This window comes from Vibrio sp. 1978 (assembly GCF_033344345.1).
Genome location: NZ_JAWPOP010000015.1, coordinates 22722 through 44868 on the forward strand (window position 1 = coordinate 22722; position 22147 = coordinate 44868).

Genomic DNA, 22147 nt, shown 5'->3' on the forward strand with positions numbered 1-22147 from the left:
AGTGCGTCTATAAAAATGCCCGCAACTTGCGGGCATTTTTTGTTGTTAGAGATACAGTTCTATTAATACGCTTATTTTTTATCGAGTAAATCGAGGAAGAAGGCATACTCTAGCGCATCTTCTTTTAAGCGCTTAAATCGACCAGATGCGCCGCCGTGTCCGGCTTCCATATCGGTTTTGAACAACAAGACGTTATCGTCTGTCTTCATTTCACGAAGTTTGGCGACCCACTTCATTGGTTCAAAGTACTGTACTTGAGAGTCGTGCAAGCCAGTCGTTACCAACATGTTCGGGTAGTTTTGCGCCTTGATGTTGTCGTAAGGCGAGTAACTCAACATATAGTCATAGTATGTTTTGTTATTTGGGTTACCCCATTCATCATACTCATTGGTGGTCAATGGAATTGATTCATCGAGCATAGTGGTTACCACGTCCACAAACGGAACATGTGCACCGATACCGCGGTACAGTTCTGGTGCTTGGTTGATGATAGCCCCCATTAAGAGACCTCCTGCAGAGCCACCAACAGCGAAGACTTTATCTTTAGCGCCATAGCCTTGTTCAACCAAACCTTTAGTGACATCAATAAAGTCGTTGAATGTGTTTTGCTTGGTTAGTTTTTTACCGTCTTCATACCAAGGGCGGCCAAGCATTTCAGATCCACGAATATGAGCAATGGCGTAAACAAAGCCGCGATCCAATAGACTCAAACGTGTCGAGCGGAAAGTTGGCTCAATGGTTGCGCCATAAGATCCATAACCATATTGGTAGAGTGGATTTGTACCATCTTTCTTAAATAAGTCTTTACGATACACCAAAGAAACGGGTACTTCTTTACCGTCACGGGCTGTGACCATGATGCGTTCTGATTGGTAATTGTTAGGATTAAAATCACCAAGTACAGGTGTTTGCTTCATGACTTCTGACCCGCCCGTTTTTAGATCGAAATCGTAGTAGGTTCCTGGAGTGGTTAAACTGCTGTAATAAATACGAACTTTCTCGTTATCCAGCTCTAGGTTACCTGTCAAATAGGCAGCAAACGCATCGTCATTAAATGTGAGGGGGAATTCTTTTCCTGTTGAAAGCTGACGTACAGTGACGCTTGCTAGGCCGTTAGAGCGCTGCTCATAGACGATGTGATCATCGAATAACTCGAAGTCGACAAGTTGAGTGTTGTTGTCTGCCGCAATCACATCTTGCCATTTAGAGCGGTCATGCATGTCATTTTGATGAACTTTCATCAAACGGAAGTTGACGGCTTGATAGTTAGTATAAATGTAGTACCAATCGCCTAGCTTAGAAATACTGTATTCAATGCCATCTTCACGAGGATAGAACGGTTTCGCCTTTGCTTTAGGGTTGTTCGCATCAATAATAGAGACCCCACTGGTTTCTGTACTCGAATGCCAGATATAAATATCTTCGCCATCTTTGCTTTTGCTTAGTGAGGTGTAATAGGCGCTGTCGGTTTCCTCAAAAATCAGCTCATCGCTGCTTTGTGGTGTGCCCAATACATGACGATAAACTTGGTAGCCCAATAAGGTCTGTGGATCTTTTTTGATGTAGTAAAAGGCGTTGTTATCGTTCTGCCATGCGACAGCGCTTGAGGCCCCTTCGATTTCATCTTGTAGGTAATTGCCTGTTGTCAGGTCTTTGATCTTAAGGGTGTACACGCGGCGGCTTAATGTATCTTCGCCATACGCCAATAAGTTTTCATTCGGACTAACGTATAGGCCGCCGATACTGAAAAATTCATGTTCTTTTGCTAGTTCATTGACATCTAAAATGATTTGTTTGTCTTTGCCTGCAAAGTCTTTAGCTCGCAAATGGACTTCGTACTCGTTATCTCCGGTCACTTCACTGGAGTAGAAGTAGTTGCCTTTACGAACCGGTACTGAGTTGTCGTCTTTTGCGATGCGCCCTTTAATTTCTTCAAATAGCGTATCTTGAAGTGTTTCAGTGTGCTTTAGAACGGTTTCTGCGTACTGATTTTCTGTCTCTAGGTGCTGTAAAATTTCAGGGTCTTTACGTTCGTCGTCACGCATCCAGTAGTAGTTATCAACGCGGGTATCGCCATGAATAGTCATCGCGTGAGGGACTTTTTTCGCAACTGGAGCTTGAGTTTGTTGAGCAACGATCTGTGTTTGGGAGTATTGAGTCATGCTGGGGATTCCTTGATTGCTGCATCCGGCGACAAGCGCGACCGAGACGGCCAACGTAGTTAAAGTGAAACGCATCTGATTTTATCCTTATTGTACACCCAAGTGGCCTCATCCTGAGGGCTGGGCTTTCATTTTGTTAGTGGTTTTCAGTTGTCCATTCTTTGTTATGGGGTATACCGAAAAAGTGAGAATCCTCAATATTTCCGAGTTGGATACTCAATTTGAAGGGCGCTGAAAACACATTGTGTAAGCAGCTGTTATTTTTAACAAATATCAATTCGAAAGTTAAATCATTCTCATCGGGGAATCGATATAGTGTGATATGAAAAAAGGGACACACTTGTTGAGTGTGTCCCTTTTGGATTTTGAAAGTAAGCTGATAATGATCAGATAACTTGCGGTACTTCGTTTGAGTGATTGTGTGCTCGATTCACCCACATTAACCCAAGCATTGCAATTACCGACATTGCCATCATCAAAATGCCCAAAGGCATCTGGTTATGCGCTGGAAATAGTGACGCGAGCAAAGTTGCGACACCTGCCCCCAAGTTTTGCATGCCACCTAATGTCGCGCCTGCTGTTCCTGCATGGTATGGGAATGGCGCAATCGCTCCAGTTGTTGCTGCTGGGAAGAGAATACCCGCACCCAAAAAGTACACGGTTGCGCCTCCAACTAGCGTTAACGCCGTGGTCAAACCAAACAAGCCTGGGATGAGCACAATAGCAGAGCCCACAAAAATAGAGACCAAGCCTACGTTTAAAGCACGACGCTCAGAGCGACGTCTTGCGATGTAGCTAGATAAGCCCGCACCCACCAAGTAACCTGGGATCGGCAATATAAACAGCAAACTTACCGTTGTTGCAGGTAATTCTAATACCCCACCTAACAACACCCCAGCCGCCGCTTCGAATACACCCACACCAGCGAATGTTGCAACCAGGCAAATCAAAAAGCCTTGAAAGCGACGGTCAGACAAAACGTGTTTGTAGCTTTTGGCTACTGGTTCGAATTTGCGTTTCTCTTTTGGTAGCGTCTCCATCATGCTTGTCATCATGGTGATCACAACCGCGATAGCAAATAGCGCTAAGAACAAGTAGCTCGACCGCCATCCGAAAGCTTCTGTTAGGTAGCCGCCTAATACTGGTGCCATTAATGGTGAGAAAATCACACACATGCTAATTAAACTGTTTGCTCTGTGTAGATCAGAGCCTTCAAAGCAATCGCGAGTCAGAGTGCGTGACATCGCACCGCCGCAGCCAATACCTAAGCCTTGGATAAAGCTACCAATCAAGAACCATTCAAATTGATGTGCAAATAATGCTACCAGTGTACCCGCGATGTAGATAAGCAGCCCGACGATGATGATCGGTTTGCGTCCCAAGCGGTCCGATAGTGTGCCATACGCAAATTGCGACAAGCCATATGGGATTAGGTAACAAGCCATCACAGCTTGAAGTGATGACGCAGATACCAAAAACTCGCCCGCCATATGACCGATTGAAGGCACGTACATTGTCTGGGTCATTTGACCCACGGCAGTCAATATAGCGATTAAAAAGGTAAGTTTCGCTAATGGAAACGAAGCAGACATTTGCGTATCTCTCCAAAAAATTTAAGACGTAAAAACCCTTAGCGCTCTTTTACAGAGTGCCAACTGACTTCTTGTGTTGCGGGGTATTTGCGCGAGATAATAGTGCTTGCTTGTATAATTAGCAATCAAAAAGTGTGAAGTTGAGCAAGATAAAAATCTATGATTTCAATTAGAAAAAGTAATCCGATTTTGTTTTCAAAAAGCGGTGCATTTCTTTGTCTAATTACGTTAAATCTTTTACTTTTCGTGAATAGAATGAGCCTTATAGGTAACTGGTTTTAATGGTTAAAGTGCAAAAATAAAGCGTCTGATCGGTTGATCTGAGTTCAAGATGAAACGAGTGAATAAAAGGTAGAGGAAGGCATCAGAAAGAAAAGGGAGCCGAAGCTCCCTTAGAAATGATTATGTCTATTCGCGCTCAGATGCGTATGCGTAAAGCATTTCTAGTGCGATGGTTGCTCCCGCTAGTGCGGTAACATCACTGTGGTCGTATGGAGGCGATACTTCGACAACATCCATACCCACGATATTCATGCCGGCTAAACCACGAATAATTTTCAGCGCTTTGTCTGAGTTCAAGCCACCACAAACTGGTGTACCAGTTCCCGGTGCGAAGGCCGGGTCTAAGCAGTCGATGTCAAAAGTGACATATACTGGCTTGTCTGCGACGGTGCGACGAATTTCTTCTAGGATCTCGTTCACCGACATGTCATTCGCTTGCATCGCATTAATCACATTGAAGCCGTGATCTTGCTGTTTGTACTCCGTACGAATGCCGATTTGTATTGAGTTCTTTGCTGAGATCAAACCTTCTTTCGGCGCATGGTAGAACATCGTACCGTGGTCGTATGAACTGCCATTTGCATAGGTGTCCGTATGAGCATCAAAGTGAATCAAAGCCATTTGGCCATGATGCTTCGCATAGGCACGCAGGATAGGTAGCGTGATGAAGTGGTCACCGCCCAATCCCAACATGGTTTTACCACTTTTTAGAATTTCACAGGTTGCCGCTTCAAGGCGGTAAGTAAAATCTTCCGCATCACCGCAATCGAACACGAGATCACCTGCGTCGATCACTTTCAGTTTATCCAATACGTTGAAGCTCCAAGGGAACTTCTTACCTTCCCATGCCAAGTTGACTGAGGCACGGCGAATTGCATCTGGACCCATACGCGCACCTGGACGACCAGATGTTGCCATGTCCAGAGGGACTCCCAACACCACAACGTCTGCGTCTGCCGATACCGGGTTACGAATGTACGGCAGACGTAAAAACGACATAGAGTTGGAGTAAAGCGAATAATCAGTTTTAGTAAACAAATCATTCATATCAGAAGTCCTCTAAATAGGTGTATCCTGCTAGACCTTGTTCTAGTTCTGCTAGGATTTGTGCTTGTTCATTGGCTTCAACTCGCTGTGAAACCAATTGTTTATAATTGTCACGAATCGCATCCACGTCGATATGAACGTAGCGCATCATGTCTTCTACACTATCACCTTCGTTGATGTAACTGATCTCAAATTGACCACGTTCATCAACATTGACTACAGCACTGTGGGTATCACCAAATAGGTTGTGCATGTCACCAAGGATTTCTTGGTATGCGCCTACTAGGAAAAAGCCCATTAGGTACGGTTTGTCTTTGCTCCAAGCTGGTACAGGTAGCGTGCTCTCGATGCCTTGACCATCAACGTAGTGATCGATCGCGCCATCAGAGTCACATGTGATGTCCAACATCACTGCACGACGCTCTTCCGCCTCGCCAAGACCAGAAAGTGGCAGAACAGGGAACACCTGATCAATACCCCAAGCATCTGGTAGAGATTGGAAGAGAGAGAAGTTCACGAAGAACTTATCTGCAAGACGTTCGCTCAACTCGTCCAGAATCGGACGGTGGAAGCGATTCTTAGTGCTCATCTTTCGGCTTAATTCGAAGTAAATGCGTAGTGACAATTGTTCTGCCCACGCACGTTGTTCCAAGTTAAGCACGCCTGTAGCAAATTGAGAGTGCACTTCTGCCAAATCACTTTGGGTATCATTGTAAATCTCAATTAACGCACGAGCGTCTGTACCATCTTGTAAGTTTTCCCAGTTTCGCCACATGTTTTGTAGCAAAAGCGGAGCGTCATCATCAAGCTCATGTACTTCTTCCGGTAGGTACGACTCGGTACCAATTACGTTAGAAATCAATACAGCGTGGTGCGCTGTTAGCGAGCGACCCGATTCCGAAATGATCACTGGCATTGGTTGTTCGTATTGCAGACACACATCGCCCACTGTGTTCACGATATTACGTGCGTATTCTGCAAGGCCGTAGTTCATCGAATTCGATGATTGGCTGCGTGTGCCGTCATAATCCACTGCCAAGCCGCCGCCCACATCGAAGTACTCGATGTTTGCACCGAGTGCGCGTAGTTCGCAGTAGAAACGTGCAGACTCGTTCACACCATTGCGTACATCACGGATGTTTGCCATCTGTGAACCAAGGTGGAAGTGAACCAGTTGCATCGCGTCTAGGTTGCCTTCGCGTTTAAGACGTTCAATAACGCTAAGCACTTGCGATGCTGATAAACCAAACTTCGATTTTTCACCGCCACTTGCTTGCCATTTCCCTGCGCCTTGAGAGGCGAGGCGAATGCGTAAACCAAGGCGCGGTTTTACACCCAAACTTTTCGCTTCTTCTAGTACCAGATCCAGCTCAGAAAGCTTCTCTAGTACGATGAATACCTTGTGACCCAGCTTTTCACCGATCAGTGCAAGACGCACATACTCACGGTCTTTGTAGCCATTACACACGATCACGGAGCTACCTTGTTGAGCCAATGCAAGTACCGCCAACAACTCTGGCTTGCTACCCGCTTCAAGACCAAGCTGCTTGGTTTCTAGTTGAGCTTGGCTCGCTAGAATTTCATCCACCACTTCACGTTGTTGGTTTACTTTAATTGGGTACACCAACAAGTATTTGTTTGGATATTGGTATTCTTCAATTGCTTGGTTGAATGCGTGGCAAATACCATGCACACGTTGGTGCACGATTTGCGGGAAGCGTACTAATACAGGCAGATTTAACTGCTTCGCTTCTAGCTCATTTACAATAGCGCTGAAAGGGATTTGATGTGCACGATCACTACGTGGTGATACATATACTTCGCCTTGGTCATCAATGCCGTAGAAACCTTGGCTCCAGTAGTGAACGTTGTAGTCCGCGCGGATGCGGTCTAATTTAGTTGCTTTTTCCAACTCGATTCTCACAAAAATGTACTTAACTCCTTAATTAATTAGAAGGAAAAGTACAAAAAAGCAAATCATGAGGTATTTACCTCATACCCTGACACGAACTCCGTGTGCGCGCATTAACGGATAAAAGGGCCCTTGAGTCTAATGATTAAAATCTATCATCTCGATTATGATTTGTTGTCGTCGCTACGTGTGAATATTTGTTTACCGAAGCGTCCATTCTGCTGTTATAGTTGGTCTGACCAGTAAGGATTCGGTCATGAAGCATCTCACTAAAATAAGGACATACTTTGCAGCTGCACAGAATTCAGGGGTACATTCAGACCATGTATCTCGCCGAATATTCCGATAAATTATTGTTGCTTGATGGTGCCAGTCGAGCAGACATCCCTCATCTTAAAGACTTTATTGAACATCAACTCCATCGTCCTTTTTCTGACCTAAAGTTGGTTGTTGTGACCCACATGCATCCAGACCATGCTGGTGGTGCGCACAAACTACGTGATTTAACAGGATGTAAGCTATTGGCCGCAAAGCGAGAGAGCCAGTGGTATAGCGGTGTAGACGGTTGGCTAATGCATTTGACCGATTTAATGTTAGCACGCTGGATGGCGAATCGGATGCGTAAACCAAAGCAAAACCTGTGGTATTCCCGCAAGTTAAAGCCAGATATTGAACTTATTGATGGAGAGTTTATTCCTGGATTTGATGATTGGCAGGTGCTAGAAACGCTAGGGCATACTGATCGAGATCTGTCGGTTTATCATTCTGAACAAGATGTGCTGTATGTGGCGGATTTAATGGTGCAGGTGAAAAAGCATCTGATTGCGCCGTTTCCCATATTTCATCCGAATCAATATCGGCAATCATTAAAGCGTGTGTTTGAGATGAATCCGCAATGTTTGCTTCTGGCACATGGGGGAGAGGTGACTTTGGATGAAAAAGCGTATCAGCACATTTTGAATACAGCGCCGACTAAGCCAATGACGCACTGGCGAGTGACAAAAGTTAAAGCGAAGGGATTGTTGTTTGCGTTATTTCGTAGGAAGTAGGCGAAGATAAAGCCAGACGAGTGATGCTCAACAAAAACGTTCGATCACTCATCTGAAGCTACGGGGTTAAGATGCCAATAAGTGAGATTGGCTAGGATCAACGAGCACTTTGTCTGCCATGCCTTGACGACCTAACAACATCATGTAAGTCATTTTTTCACGGTTAGTCAACGTAATGTCGATTGGCCATTGTTGGTCGCCCATACGCAGCATCGTCGTGATCACGCAGCGGTGCTCAAAAGTACCGTTAGAAGATTTAACCTTACGGTTTGCTTTTAGTTTCGCTGTGCAGCGAACCACTTGTTCTAAATGGTATACATCTGGGTGCAGATCGAATGCAACATAAGACTGACCATCTTTTTCAAAGCAATCAATATTGTCTACATGTAATGAAGAGGTTTGAGCGCCTGTATCAATACGCGCTTCAAGGTGAGTAATCCCTAACTCTGGCAAGCAAATAGCTTCGGCATTCCCAATGATCATTTTCTGATTCATAGTGTCATCCTAGCGACGAGTAACAAGAGAGCCGGTTTTTGGCTCTCTTGTGCGTTAAACAAAAATCAACCTTTACCGCGAGTACGGTTTGAATTTGGCTTAGCGTTTTTCTCGATAAAATCGAAGATCATACCTGCAATGTTTTTACCAGTTGCTAGTTCGATGCCTTCTAGACCAGGGGAAGAGTTCACTTCCATTACCACTGGGCCATTTTTAGATTGAAGGATATCCACACCACAAAGGTTCAAGCCCATCACTTTCGCTGCATTTACAGCGGTCGCACGCTCTTCTTTGCTCAAACGCACGAGTTGTGCAGAGCCACCACGGTGAAGGTTAGAACGGAACTCGCCTTCTTTTGCTTGGCGCTTCATTGCGGCAATCACCTTATTACCGACAACAAAACAACGGATGTCCGCGCCTTTTGCTTCTTCGATAAATTCTTGCACCATGATGTTAGCTTTCAAACCCATGAAAGCTTCAATCACGCTTTCTGCCGCTTTATTTGTTTCAGCAAGTACAACACCAATGCCTTGAGTGCCTTCTAGCAATTTAATCACTAGAGGTGCGCCACCAACGTTTTTGATCACGTCCTGAATGTTGTCAGGATGGTGAGCAAAGCCAGTGCGTGGCAAACCGATGCCTTTACGTGATAGCAGTTGTAATGAGCGCAACTTGTCACGAGAGCGGCTGATCGCGACAGATTCGTTGACACAAAATGTACCCATCATTTCAAACTGACGTACAACAGCAGTGCCGTAAAACGTAATAGATGCCCCAATACGTGGAATAACAGCATCGTATTGCGGTAATTCTTCACCCTTGTAGCGGATCTTAGGGTTGTTGCTCGTAATGTCCATATAACAGTGAAGCGTGTCGATCACATCGATTTGATGCCCACGTTCTTCACCCGCCTGTTTTAGGCGCATGGTTGAATATAAATTCTCATTACGAGAGAGAATAGCAATACGCATGGCAATTCCTTAGTAAGTCAGTACCAAATTAAAATATAAGTATAGAGCATAGAATGCAGTAGGCAGGTGATCATGTTATGACATAACCTACTTACTTCAACGATTTAGAATTGTGGTTGAACAACCACGTCGTCAGAGGTGCGCACCTTAGGGCGTTTTTTTGTGAGATGAAAACGAAAAAGCATCGTCGACACGACAAAAATATTTTATCGAACGCTCACGCCTTGCGGTATGAGACTGTCAAGGGTGAGATAAATAAAATTGAGCAAAAATTTCATCGCTTTGTCACGAATTATCGCTTAAAAAAGCGGCCAATTTGACCGCTGCTTTTAGCTGTTTTGATAGTGACTTAAAAAAAGTTCCGCCGTTTGGGTAGCTAACAGCCTAGATTCTTCATTCGACAAAGAGGGGCGAATTCCCATTAACTGCGGCCAGAATGCACTGCCTTTAAGTAAGTTGTGCAATTGAGTGCTTGCTATATGTACATCATCAATTTGCAAAGCGCCACTGTTCGATTTCTCAGTAAGCCAGCGGTATAGGGCGGTTTCCTGTTTCGACATTTGTTCTGCTTGTTCTTTGAGATCTTCCGGCTTAAATAAGAAGTGCCCAAATGCCACTTTTGCCAGCTCAATATAGTTTGGTTCCGTTACCACAATGATCTCGCTGTAGAGTAATTCAATCAATTGATCTTTGAGTGGCAGAGTGGCCAAGCGTTTAATGTCGCTTTCCATCATTGACGAACGCCAAAGCTCAGTCAGCAACTCCGTCACGATCGCTTCCTTAGAAGGGAAGTGATTATAGACCGTGCGCTTAGAGACTTGTGCGATTGCAGAGAGCTTATCCATGCTGGTGTTTTGCACCCCAAACTCTTGGAACGCTTGCCTTGCCGCGCATAAGATGGCTTCTCTTTTGGTTTCGCTACGACTTTTTCTTTTTACATTCATAAGCTTGCTAATTTAAGAAGATCATTTCTTGATCTATTTTACACTAAGTAGTTTACTTTTGATAATTAGAATGTAAACTGCACTGTGTAGTTTACTTTTGTTCGGGTTAACTTTTTATGAAAAAAACTTTGCTAGCCACAGTAGGAGCGTTCGCGATGGGTACATCCATGATTTCTTGTTCTAATGTTGATACTGAAAAAGCGCCAACATACCCGGACAAATTTGCAAATACAGAGTTGGAATACAAAAGCGGTTTGGGCGACATGTTCGAAATCATGAAAGCGTATTTTACGACTGGGCGCCTTAACCCAACACCAACGATTGAAATTCCAGTGCATGCGATCACAGCGCGGCAACTGTTAGAAGAGCAAGATGACGTCATCTATCGTCTGGGTCACTCAAGCGTATTAATGAAGCTCGATGGAAAACTGGTGATGACCGACCCTGTATTCAGTGATCGCGCGTCTCCTGTGAAATGGGCTGGGCCAAAACGTTTTCACAAAACTCCCATCACGATAGAAGATTTGCCAACTATCGATGTGGTGGTGATCAGTCATGACCATTACGATCACCTAGATAAAGCTTCTATTAAAGTGCTAGGCGACAAGGTGGGCACTTTCTTGGTGCCGTTAAAAGTTGGCCAATTACTGGTGAATTGGGGTGTACCCAAAGAGAAAGTGATCGAACTAGACTGGTGGGAGTCACACTCTGTTGACGGCATTGAATATACACTAACTCCGACTCAGCATTTCTCTGGTCGAGGTTTGACAGACCGCGATACGACTCTGTGGGGCAGTTGGGTTATCAATGCACAACAACACAAAGTGTTCTTCAGTGGTGACTCTGGTTACTTCAATGGCTTTAAAGAGATTGGCGAAAAGTACGGTCCGTTTGACTTCACCATGATTGAAACAGGTGCGTACAATGAACTCTGGTCAGACATTCACATGTTCCCAGAGCAAAGCGTTCAAGCACACATCGATGTGCAGGGCAAAGTGATGATGCCGATCCATAACAGCACGTTTGATTTATCAATGCACGATTGGAATGAGCCAATGCAACGCGCGTTAGATATTAGTGAAGAGCGCGGTGTAACGTTAGTGAGCCCTGAGATTGGTCAACGCTTGGCGATTGCGGAGCCTCAGCCTGCTCAGGCATGGTGGCAATAATTGCTGAGCTAAACAGTCAAACACCAGAATAGTTAAGTCACTTATCAGTAGTTACTATTAGTAGTTATGTGGTCAGGGATAAGGATAAAGGTGCGATGAAAGCAAAGTGGACGTTGTTACTTACATTAAGCATTCTGCCTACCTTTGCACTAGCAGGGGTAGAGCAAGATATTTCGACGTTGATAAAACGAGTTGAGCAATCCTCTTGCACCTTTATCCGCAACGGCAAGGCGTACACTAATCAAGAAGCGGCAGAACACATGCGCAATAAATGGGATTACGCCAAAGATGACGTTGATTCCGTGGATGTGTTTATAAAAGAGGTCGCGTCAAAGAGCTGGTTATCTGGCAAACCATATTGGGTGGATTGCCAAGACAAACGCATTACCAGCGAAGAGTGGCTAACATCATTGATGCGCACCACCGATCACATCCAATAACACTTCTTTGATGGTCTGATAGCGCAGAGGTAGAGCACGACTGCGCTTACGAACTAGAAATAGCTCTTCACATACAGTGTTTTTCAATTGAGCAATGTGTAACGTGTCTTTTAGCGGAAAATTGTCGACCGCACTTTGAGGCAGCACGGTGAAGCCAAGTCCTTTGCTGACAGGTAGCAAAATTTGGCTCAATTGATTTACGTAGCCGGATAATGGTAAATCGCTCATCTTAATTTCTTGGAGCTGTGGTTCTTCACACTGGTCAAAAAACAGCGTCATGTAATGCTCAGCATCAGGGTGGCTAATGACACCACAGTCATGCAAGAGTTGTGGCGTTATCTGCTTATTTTGATAATGCTTTGGCAGAACCAAGCACAACCTCTCTTTACCAATTCGCTCACTGTGAAACAGACCTTTGTTGGGAACATCAGTCACGATACCAATATCGATGTGCCCTTGCGTTATGGCGTTGAGAATAGATTGATTTGGCGCGGCTTCTAAATGTAACGATAAGCTCGGGTGCTGTTTTTGCTTCTCCAAAATGGGCCCATACAACATTAACGCCATTGCACCAGAACAAGCCAGTTTACAGTGGCCTGAAAACGCATCATCAAAACTGAGCTCTTCGAGCAGCTTCTTCTCTCTATCTTCTAACTCGAGCGCATATGCGTAGACAATCCTGCCTTGTTCGGTTAATTCGAAGCTTTTGTTTTCGCGCTTGATCAAGGCATGCTGACAACTTTGCTCTAATTTTTTGATGTGTTGGCTGACGCCTGGCTGAGTCATAAAAAGTTTTTCTGCAGTTTGCGTAAAATGACCGACTTCAATCAATGTCTTAAATGTATGTAACCAAACAGGATTAAGCATAGTGTGTGATTTTCTGAGAGCTTCGTTGGGAGACGTAAAGAAAATGATAGCACGGTGTTTTATGAAAACAGAGAAGACTTAAACGATAAAGATGAATCGCTATCAATACATTACAGACAAAATAAAACCCCGCCTGGTTTCCCAGACGGGGCTTATTCTTTTTCGCAGCAATCCAGCTACTAATAGGTGCTCCCTGCATCTATCCTTGATTGTGGCTAAGTCCTTTAACCGAGTTCCTTGTTCATCGCCTTCCTAGCGGTGTCCATTCTTGCCTATCATCCTGACGGGCGAACTCTATCCTAGAGCTTAACTACTTCCTTGCTGACAACTCATCCTAAGCTATCAAATCTTCATCCTGAAGATACCCAATCCTTTAGGCTTTTTTCCTGTTCCCGCCAACATCCTGTCGACAAGTTGAGTATTGATGTTTTGCTGATTTGACTCAATTAACTTTTCTAAATTATTTTTACTTATTATTTTAAGTGAATTTAAATATTACTTTTAAATCATATATTTAATGTTTTTTTCTGGCATTGCTCTTAGAGGTGATTAATCTATTTGCTTACAACTCTTGTAAGAGATCTCGCACAAGTTTGGTGGTGAATGTATTAATGTGCGCTTTTTGTTCCGAGTTCTGTGGATTGAACTGGATCACAATGCGTTAAAAGGGAGACGATAAAGATGAAAGTGAATTGATCTTGAGTAGAGATTTGTTTGAAAAGAAATAAAAATTCTTGCGGTTTTTATAAACAGTATGGTAAATCTGAAATGCCCACCTTGTTAATCCTTATTAAGATTCAATGACAGTATAAGTAGGGAACTTGATTGCCATTTTTCTGTCATATCTGGTGAGTAAGTTAACTGTGTCAGATAGATAATATGCCGTTTGCCAGTAAAAACAGGCTGCAAGATATCGGTAATTATCATTATGTTGTGAAATTGGTCACGGTTAAATGATTGATTCCCTTATAGATTGAAGGGGATACGACCTTAGACAATAAGCTCCATGAGGAGCGTTACTTATATAAGATGAGGGACTTTACTATGAAAAAGACTAGAAGAGCTCAGCTACATCGTGTGCGTATTCAATACTGGAAAGACACGAAAGACGCCCCAGCTAAAAAATCATAGTTAATTATACCTAAAGGCACGAGCTGGCTGTGGAACGCAGTTTCCCGTTGATTGCCAGCTCAAAAATGCCACAATCACTCCGCGCAACTTCCCAAGCACCCAATTTTAATATCACATTCTTCAAAAAATAAAAAAGCCAGTCTTAAGACCAGCTTTCTCTACCATTTATTGAGCTCTGCGTATTACAGGTTGCCCTTTAGTTACAGGTAGTTGGCGTCAACTAGTTCGCCCGCTTGCGCGCTTTTCACTTCTGGGCGTGCTTCTAACCATTTGATAACTTGCGCTTTCTGTTCTTCAGTCGCACTGCCGTAACGGTCAGTAGAACATAGGAAGCCTTCAAACAGTTCTAGACCACCGCCACCGAAGCAAAGACCAAGCTCGTCAATGTAGTCGATAAAGTCATCAACGAATGCATCGTAACGGTCGAAGTCGTTAATGTCTGTTTCACAGCTGATCTCGAAACCTAGGATTGCGAACTCACCTAAGAACAGCTTTTTACGGATACGACGGCTCTTGTTATCGATCTTGTCTAATTTCATGATTATCTCTCGTAGATGATTTGATTTCGTACACCTTATACCTTCTATCACACTTTAGCCCAAGTAAAATCAGAATGAAGCGATACAGTTGGTGATTATGTGACCAGAATTTAATTGCTTCGTTAGCTGTGTTGGTTTAGTTTGCAGTATTGTTGAAACACAAGTTTCATATGTTTTAAGCACTTTTGTCATTTTTCTTATCCAAACTTCTTGCCGTTCAACTAATCACTTATTTATTAATTAAACTATAAGATCGGGAAAGTAAAAATGAGCAAGGAAACCTTTGACGCGACGCGTTATAACCAAAGTGAAAACAAACCATTTGAAGAAGTATTAGAAGCGAGCCTATCTCGACGCAGCATTCTGAAAGGTGGTTTAGGTATCAGTGCGATGACAGCGTTTGGTGCTTTCGGATTGGCTGGTTGTAACTCGTCTGACTCAGGGAGTACAGTAAGCAGTGGTTCGGGCGCATCTAAAGCCGTTCTTAACTTTGAATCTATCCCTGGCTCACTCACTGACGCAGTTTCAATTCCACAAGGTTACACCGCACAAGTACTAGTACCTTGGGGAACACCACTTAATGCACAAGGCAGCGCATGGCAAAAAGATGGTACCAACACCAGTACCGATCAGTTAAATGCGCTAGGCATGCACCATGACGGCATGCATTTTTTCCCATTGAACGATAGCACTACAGATGGCTTGTTATGTATTAACCACGAGTACATCGACACATCAGCACTGCATCCAAACGGTCCGACGGTTGAAAATGGCGTACGTACCATTGTAGATGAAGTGCGCAAAGAGATTAACGCGCACGGTGTATCAGTGGTTCGCATTCAACTGGAAGACAACATGTGGAAGTTGGTTGATACCGATCCACTAAACCGTCGTTATACTGGTGCGACAGTCATGGATTTGTCTGGCCCGGTGGCCCACACATCTTTAACTGTCACTCGTTTCTCGCCAGATGGCAGCCAAGCGCGTGGTACGTTAAACAACTGTGGCAACGGCTACACGCCGTGGGGCACGTACTTAACGTGTGAAGAGAACTGGCCAGGTTACTTTGTTAATGCCGGGACTCGTACAGAAGAGCAAGATCGCATTGGTGTCGATGACCAAAGCACACGCTACTTGTGGGAGACATTAGCAGGAAATGCAGAAGAGCGTCTTGATGAGTTCTCTCGCTTTAATGTGGCTCCAACAGGAGCAAGTGCGATGGATGATTACCGTAATGAAGCCAATGGTCACGGTTACATTGTCGAGATTGACCCTTACACGCAAAACTCACGTGCGAAGAAACGTACTGCGCTAGGTCGTTTCCGTCACGAGGGCTGTACTTTCGGTAAGCTTGAAGAAGGCAAACCAGTGGTATTTTATTCTGGTCACGATTCTCGCTTTGAATACCTATACAAATTTGAATCTGCGGCAGTGTGGGATCCAGCAGATGCTAACCCTGATAACCGCTTGGCGATGGGTGACAAGTACATGGACGAAGGCACACTGTATGTGGCGCGCTTCAATGAAGACAGCACAGGTACTTGGTTACCATTAACGCTTGATAGCGTAACAACCGCTGGTGGTACGTTAGCGGATCACTTTGATTCACTGGCTGAAATTATCATCAATACTGCGGGTGCGGCGGATTTAGTTGGGGCAACACCAATGGATCGACCAGAGTGGTGTACGGTTGATCCATTCACGGGTTCATTATATTTAACATTGACGAACAATACGCGCCGTACAGATGAAACCAATCCTGCGAATCCACGTTTGAATAATAAGTTTGGTCATGTTATTCGTTGGGATGAAGGTGCTTCAGCAACTGACTTTACTTGGGATATCTTTGTGTTTGGTTCGCCAGCAAATGGTGATGCAGATACCAACCGTTCTGGCTTGAATGAGTTAAACCAGTTTGCGAGCCCAGACGGATTAGCGTTTGATGGCCGTGGTATTTTGTGGATTCAGACTGATAACGGCGCAGATGAAGTCACGTCTTACACCAATGATCAAATGTTGGCTGTTGTGCCATCTAAGCTAACAGATGAGAATGGTGATCAAGCTGTGATTGGTGCGGATAATCAAGCTGAATTGAAACGCTTCTTTGTCGGACCAAATGGTTGTGAAGTAACAGGCTTTACCATCAGCCCTGATTACAAATCATTGTTTGTGAATATTCAGCACCCAGGTAACTGGCCATACAGTGAAGATGCAGCCGAAGAAACGCCTGCTGGTGTTTCTGTGCGCCCACGAGCGGCGACAGTGGTTATTCGACGTGAAGACGGTGGAGAGATTGCAGTTTAATCTCTAAATGAATAAACACCTTAAAATTCAAGCCCTGCAATTGCAGGGCTTGATGGTTTAGGCGAATGCCTAGTTGCACTTTATACCTAGACAACAGGTTTAGCTTTTCAATGAACCGCCTGAAGTACGAATCACGTCTTGATACCAGAAAAAGCTTTTCTTGCGTTTACGTTCTAGCGTTCCTTGCCCATCATCATGACGATCGACATAGATAAAGCCGTAACGTTTGCTCATTTCAGCAGTTGAGTTCGCGACCAAATCGATTGGTCCCCAACTGGTGAAGCCCATCAGCTCAACGCCATCCAAAATTGCTTCATGTGCTTGTACAAGATGGTCGTTCAAGTAAGCGATGCGGTAATCATCTTGAATCTCACCGTTTTCGTCGATTTCATCACGCGCGCCTAAGCCATTTTCTACGACGAACAGTGGCTTTTGGTAGCGATCGTGTAGGAAATTAAGCAGAACGCGAAGACCTTTTGGATCGATCAGCCAGCCCCATTGGCTCTTTTCAAGGTATGGGTTTGGTACGCTATCGACGATGTTACCTACTTCTTTCTGTTTCGGATCCGCACTTGCACAGCCACTTGCGTAGTAGCTGAATGAGATGAAATCGACACTCGCAGACGCAATTTCTTCTAAGTCGCCTGCTTCCATCTGAATTTCGATGCCGTTTTCACGGAAGTAACGCTTCATGTAGCCTGGGTACTGACCACGTGTTTGTACATCACCGAAGAACAACCACTTGTTGTTTTCATGCATGGCAGCAAGCACGTCATCAGGGTTACAGGTGTATGGGTAGTTGATTGCGCCAAGCAGCATGTTACCAATCTTGCCGTTGGGTACGATTTGCTGACACAGTTTTACCGCTTTTGCGTTGGCGACTAGTTGGTGGTGAATCGCTTGGTAAATCTCTTGTTCACTGGCGTCTTCTTGCAAACCAACACCAGTAAATGGTGCGTGTAGAGACATGTTGATTTCGTTGAACGTTAACCACAGCTTCACTTTGTCTTTGTAGCGTTCCAGCACGGTGCGGGCATAACGTTCGAAGAATTCGATGACGCGACGATCGCCCCAACCGCCATAGTTTTCAACCAGTGCGTAAGGCATTTCGTAGTGAGATAAAGTTACGAAAGGTTGGATGTTATGCTCGGCAAGTTCGTCAAAAATTTTATCGTAGAACGCCAAACCTTCTTCGTTAGGTTCTAGTTCGTCCCCGTTAGGGAAGATGCGGCTCCATGCCAAAGAGAGACGCAGACAGTTAAAGCCCATCTCTTTGAACAGCGCGATGTCTTCTGGGTAGCGATTGTAGAAGTCGATCGCCACGTCTTTGATACCCGGTGTACGTTCTTCACGGGTTTGATGCGGACTCAAAATACCGTTTGGCAGCATGTCTGATGTCGATAACCCTTTACCCCCAAGGTTGTACGCCCCTTCTACTTGGTTTGCAGCAATGGCACCACCCCAAAGAAAATGTTCAGGAAACTTAATCATGTTTCTCACTCTTTATATTTAGGAAATGTTTGTGGATTTATTGCTTGAGAATAGTGTAGGAGACACCTCGATACTTGTATCGAGATCGTATTTTTCTCAAACAGCGGGGATGCTTAGTTCTAATGATGATTTTGTAATCAATATCAACCTAGGCTGATTTGAACAATAGAGTGAAAGTCAGCCCATTTTGTTCATTCTTATGCACGGTAATTTGTCCGTTCATATCACGCATATTGTTGGCCGTAATCGCTAAACCCAGCCCCAATCCTTCACCAATTTTCTTTGAGGTTTGGAAGGGCTCGAACATGGATTCAAGCATCTCATTCGACACGCCGCAGCCATTGTCACTGACGATCAGTTCGACCTGATTAACAGTTGGATTGACGATCAAGTTGAGCTGCGGGTTGGTGGTGTTGTTCATTGCGTCTAGCGCATTCGAGACAAGATTACCGAGCACCTGAAGCAGTCGTTGTTCTTCACCCATGATGTTAGGTAAGTCATGAGGAACCCGAACACGCACATCCACCTTATCTAATTGGGATTGATAGACGCGCAAGGTCTCTTCGAGTGCGGAGGTAAGAGAAATTGCTTGTAGGCTTTCTGGTTTGTTATAGGCGAACGTCTTTAACTGGCTGGTCATGCTTGCCATGCGATCAATCAGCTTCTGCACCAATACGTTGTTGGCTTTCATCATCTCGGTTTCGCCACGTTCTGCTAACAGTTCATTTGTTGTGAGCAGGGTACGCAAGCCTGTCAGTGGCTGATTGAGCTCATGAGTAATCGCGCTCGACATGCGACCTAAGGCGGCCATTTTGCTCGATTCAATCAACTGGCTTTGCGCCTCTTTTAGTGCTTGAGTTCGCTCTTCTACTCGCTGCGCCAGTTCTTGGTTGACCTGTTGCAGTGATTGCTCGGCTTTTTTCCGCTTGCTGATGTCGATGATCGTCGCAAGGAAATACTGCTCGCCATGCCAAGGGAAACTGGTCAGTGAGAACAAGACAGGGAAGACGCTACCGTCACTGCGTCTGGCAATGGTTTCGACCGTACTGATCTCTGCGAGCTCTTTATGTTTAGGTAAGTCCTTGAGCAACTTAAGTGTGGTGGAATTAGGATTGCCTGCATCGAATAACTCCCAAGCAAAAGCGTGTCGATTGACGCTTTCTGGTAAACAGAACAAACGTTTCGCCATTGGGTTGAGATCGAACAGTTGACCTTGTTCATCAATCAATAGCAAACCAACGTGGGTCTTATTGATCATCTGTTTCAAGCGGCGTTGGGACTCTTCCAACAGAGCTTGAATTCGTTGTTGATTGATGTGCTTTTGTCGTCGTTGTAAGCCAATGATGACGAGCAATACAACCAATAAGAGCAGCGCTGCTACGCTCCAACCAATCACATTGATGGTTTGTTGAATCGGCTTAGAAGGGGTGAGGTAGCTGACGTACCAATTCAAATCATCTAATTTAACGGTGTGTGCAAAATAACGCTGTTGGTTGAGCGTCCACACACTGATATTGGTGTTGTCGTATAAGCGCTGCGTTTCTAACTGAACGGTGTTGCTTGGTTCGTTAAACCAGTCTGCGTTATAGAGCGAGCTGCTCGATAGGAAAAAGCGTTGCTGACGGTTCTGCAACGTAATGATGTCTTGGCTAGTAATGGTCTGTTCGGTCAATAGGCTAAGGTTGATTTGCACCACCACAATGCCAGCGATATCCAGACCATCGTAGATAGGGGCTGCAAGATAATACAATGGGCTCGAACCTTTGGTTTTGTTCACCAAGGAAACACCGCCGCCTTGGTTGTGAATTTGTTCCACAATGGCTTTTCGGTCAGACAGGCTAAAGCGCTCTTCGATCAAACTTGAGACCAATACTTCGCCAGAGTTAGACAGGATTAGCCAACCTTCCGTATTGGCGGCTTTATCTAGTTGAGTCAGTTGGGTTTGCAACGGTTCGTAATAAGTCAGATTCCCTTTCACAAAAGCGATGGTTTCTGGGTTATTGGTGACGAGGTAAGGTAAGTGGTAGAAACGTTTGAGTGCACGGCGAACTTCACCGATATAGTCGAGCAGTTTTTGTTGAGCTTCGGTTTGAGTTTGTACGCTCAACCATTGACGAGCAACCTCTCTGCTGGCGCTATAACAAGACAACATCAGCACTGCTGCAATTACGACCACAAGCCACGTTTTGCCATTCCTTTTGCGCTGCATACTGACTCCGTTCAGCTAATGCGTTCTCACCGAGAGTCATTAAAGAGTGCGCCTAACTGGTTGGATGTTAAAGACTTGTAAGCAAGAAGTGAGATCTAGCTCCTTTTCTCCTCAGTGGTTTTTGCTACCGTTAGCAAAGAGCGATTTCTATTCCACCTACGGTAGTAACTCATGGCTTTTGACGACACCCCTAAAATTGCACTTATCGAAGACGATGACATTGTTCGTCAGGCTACCAGTCAGTGGCTGCAACTGGCGGGGTTCGACGTGACCGCATTCAGTTTAGGAGAAGAGGGGAAAGCGGCCATTCTTAGCCAAGAATTTGATGCGATTGTCAGTGATGTTCGCCTGCCGGACACCGACGGCTTGTCGATACTAGAAAGCCTGATTGCTAATCACATCCCAACGCCAGTTATCTTGATCACCGGACATGGTGACGTCGATATGGCAGTAGGGGCGTTACAAAACGGTGCGTTCGATTTTATTGAGAAACCTTTCCAACCTGAGCGTTTATCCCAACGAGTAACCGAAGCGGTCGAGAGCTATCGCGCACAAACGTCTACTCAAGATCGCCAAGAGTATCTATCTAGCGTTAGCGGCTTAGAAGAAATGCTGATTGGCCGAAGCCGAGTGATGCAACAGCTTAGAGAACAAGTAGCCAAGTTAGCACGCATTGATACTAACGTGATCATTTACGGCGAAACAGGTTGTGGTAAAGAGCTGGTGGCGACCAGTTTGCATAATGAAAGCCAACGCAGATCCTATCATTTTGTGCCAATCAACTGTGGCGCTATTCCTGAGAACCTGTTTGAAAGTGAGCTGTTTGGGCATGAAGCAGGGGCATTTACCGGAGCGGGTAAAAAGCGCATTGGTAAGTTGGAATACGCGGATAAAGGCACTTTATTCTTTGATGAAATCGAGAGTATGCCGCTGTCTATGCAGGTGAAAGTGTTGCGTTCATTGCAGGAACATACGGTTGAGCGCGTTGGGGGTAATCAGCAGATCTCGGTTGATTTGAGAGTGATCGCCGCCGCGAAAGAAGATCTCAATGATCATGACGAGTTTCGTCAGGATTTGTACTATCGTCTTAATGTGGCGCAGATCTATTTGCCACCGCTACGTGAGCGAGAAGAAGACGCGTTGATCTTGTTTGAACACTTTGCTCTGAAAAGTAACCCTGAGAGTCGTCCACTGAGTGAAGCTGATAGAAAAGCCATTCTTGCTTACGCTTGGCCCGGTAACGTGCGTGAGCTAAGGAATGTCGCGATGCGTTTTGCATTGGATGAAACCGTCTCCGTGATGGAAATTCTCTCCAGTCGACCATCCTCAACAACTGAAGAGACGCATGCGGGCGTGCCGTTGGCGATTCAGCTACATAACTTTGAACGTAAGGTGCTACATGATTCTTTAGTCAGGCATCATGGACGCATCAATGAGGTGATGCAGGAGTTGGATTTACCACGTCGAACCCTTAACCAAAAGATGCAGAAGTTTGGTTTGAATCGCTCCGACTATACTTAGTACGATTTCTAGCTAATGTAAA

The 22147-nt window shown here is 44.8% G+C and carries 16 protein-coding genes; 5 read left to right on the forward strand and 11 right to left on the reverse strand.

What is annotated here, in order from left to right:
• Window positions 1-71 precede the first annotated feature (71 nt).
• The 4 genes from R8N49_RS15340 to speA form a co-directional block, all read right to left on the reverse strand.
• The gene (locus tag R8N49_RS15340) at window positions 72-2237 is read right to left on the reverse strand and encodes a S9 family peptidase (RefSeq protein WP_225455350.1); all 2166 of its coding nucleotides are present in this window, start codon (window positions 2235-2237) and stop codon (window positions 72-74) included.
• Window positions 2238-2548: 311 nt separating this feature from the next.
• Window positions 2549-3754, reverse strand: coding sequence for a multidrug efflux MFS transporter EmrD (gene emrD / locus R8N49_RS15345; RefSeq protein ID WP_005374234.1), 1206 nt, complete (start codon window positions 3752-3754; stop codon window positions 2549-2551).
• Between the two features lie 408 nt (window positions 3755-4162).
• Window positions 4163-5083 carry an agmatinase gene (speB, locus tag R8N49_RS15350; protein ID WP_064369506.1) on the reverse strand — a complete coding sequence of 307 codons (921 nt, stop codon included), beginning with the start codon at window positions 5081-5083 and terminating at the stop codon, window positions 4163-4165.
• Between the two features lies 1 nt (window position 5084).
• Window positions 5085-6995, reverse strand: a complete 1911-nt coding sequence (speA, locus tag R8N49_RS15355; RefSeq protein ID WP_064369690.1) for an arginine decarboxylase — start codon at window positions 6993-6995, stop codon at window positions 5085-5087.
• Window positions 6996-7318: 323 nt separating this feature from the next.
• Between speA and R8N49_RS15360 the strand changes: the two genes are divergently transcribed.
• Entirely contained in the window at window positions 7319-8044 is a 726-nt protein-coding gene (locus tag R8N49_RS15360; protein WP_033906547.1) for an MBL fold metallo-hydrolase, read from the forward strand.
• Window positions 8045-8110: 66 nt separating this feature from the next.
• Here R8N49_RS15360 and R8N49_RS15365 read toward each other — a convergent pair whose 3' ends face one another.
• From R8N49_RS15365 to R8N49_RS15375, 3 genes are all read right to left on the reverse strand, one after another.
• A complete protein-coding gene (locus R8N49_RS15365) occupies window positions 8111-8539 on the reverse strand; it encodes an ATP-dependent zinc protease (RefSeq protein WP_005384193.1) in 429 nt (142 codons plus the stop codon).
• 65 nt (window positions 8540-8604) lie between these two features.
• Window positions 8605-9510, reverse strand: a complete 906-nt coding sequence (gene rimK, locus R8N49_RS15370; protein WP_005374224.1) for a 30S ribosomal protein S6--L-glutamate ligase — start codon at window positions 9508-9510, stop codon at window positions 8605-8607.
• Window positions 9511-9839: 329 nt separating this feature from the next.
• Window positions 9840-10454 (reverse strand): TetR/AcrR family transcriptional regulator, encoded by a 615-nt coding sequence (locus tag R8N49_RS15375; protein ID WP_025768062.1) that lies wholly within the window; start codon window positions 10452-10454, stop codon window positions 9840-9842.
• 155 nt (window positions 10455-10609) lie between these two features.
• Here R8N49_RS15375 and R8N49_RS15380 point away from each other — a divergent pair, with 155 nt between their 5' ends.
• Window positions 10610-11623, forward strand: coding sequence for an MBL fold metallo-hydrolase (locus tag R8N49_RS15380; protein WP_186585616.1), 1014 nt, complete (start codon window positions 10610-10612; stop codon window positions 11621-11623).
• A gap of 95 nt (window positions 11624-11718) precedes the next feature.
• Window positions 11719-12063, forward strand: coding sequence for a DUF5329 family protein (locus R8N49_RS15385; protein ID WP_025768060.1), 345 nt, complete (start codon window positions 11719-11721; stop codon window positions 12061-12063).
• On the opposite strand, the gene R8N49_RS15390 is transcribed toward R8N49_RS15385, so the two are convergent.
• On the reverse strand, window positions 12031-12930 hold the full coding sequence (locus R8N49_RS15390; RefSeq protein ID WP_005384184.1) for a LysR family transcriptional regulator: 900 nt from the start codon (window positions 12928-12930) through the stop codon (window positions 12031-12033). The genes R8N49_RS15385 and R8N49_RS15390 overlap by 33 nt on opposite strands.
• Before the next feature lie 1331 nt (window positions 12931-14261).
• Window positions 14262-14600, reverse strand: coding sequence for a YggL family protein (locus tag R8N49_RS15395; RefSeq protein ID WP_005374208.1), 339 nt, complete (start codon window positions 14598-14600; stop codon window positions 14262-14264).
• A gap of 267 nt (window positions 14601-14867) precedes the next feature.
• On the opposite strand from R8N49_RS15395, the gene R8N49_RS15400 reads away from it, so the two are divergent.
• The gene (locus R8N49_RS15400) at window positions 14868-16904 is read left to right on the forward strand and encodes a PhoX family protein (RefSeq protein WP_186585536.1); all 2037 of its coding nucleotides are present in this window, start codon (window positions 14868-14870) and stop codon (window positions 16902-16904) included.
• Window positions 16905-17003: 99 nt separating this feature from the next.
• Here R8N49_RS15400 and R8N49_RS15405 read toward each other — a convergent pair whose 3' ends face one another.
• Window positions 17004-18395, reverse strand: a complete 1392-nt coding sequence (locus R8N49_RS15405; protein WP_186585534.1) for a glycoside hydrolase family 1 protein — start codon at window positions 18393-18395, stop codon at window positions 17004-17006.
• Window positions 18396-18543: 148 nt separating this feature from the next.
• Window positions 18544-20604: a sensor histidine kinase gene (locus tag R8N49_RS15410; protein ID WP_186585532.1), complete on the reverse strand. Its 2061-nt coding sequence runs from the start codon at window positions 20602-20604 to the stop codon at window positions 18544-18546.
• 171 nt (window positions 20605-20775) lie between these two features.
• Between R8N49_RS15410 and R8N49_RS15415 the strand changes: the two genes are divergently transcribed.
• Window positions 20776-22125, forward strand: coding sequence for a sigma-54-dependent transcriptional regulator (locus R8N49_RS15415; RefSeq protein WP_186585530.1), 1350 nt, complete (start codon window positions 20776-20778; stop codon window positions 22123-22125).
• Window positions 22126-22147 lie beyond the last annotated feature (22 nt).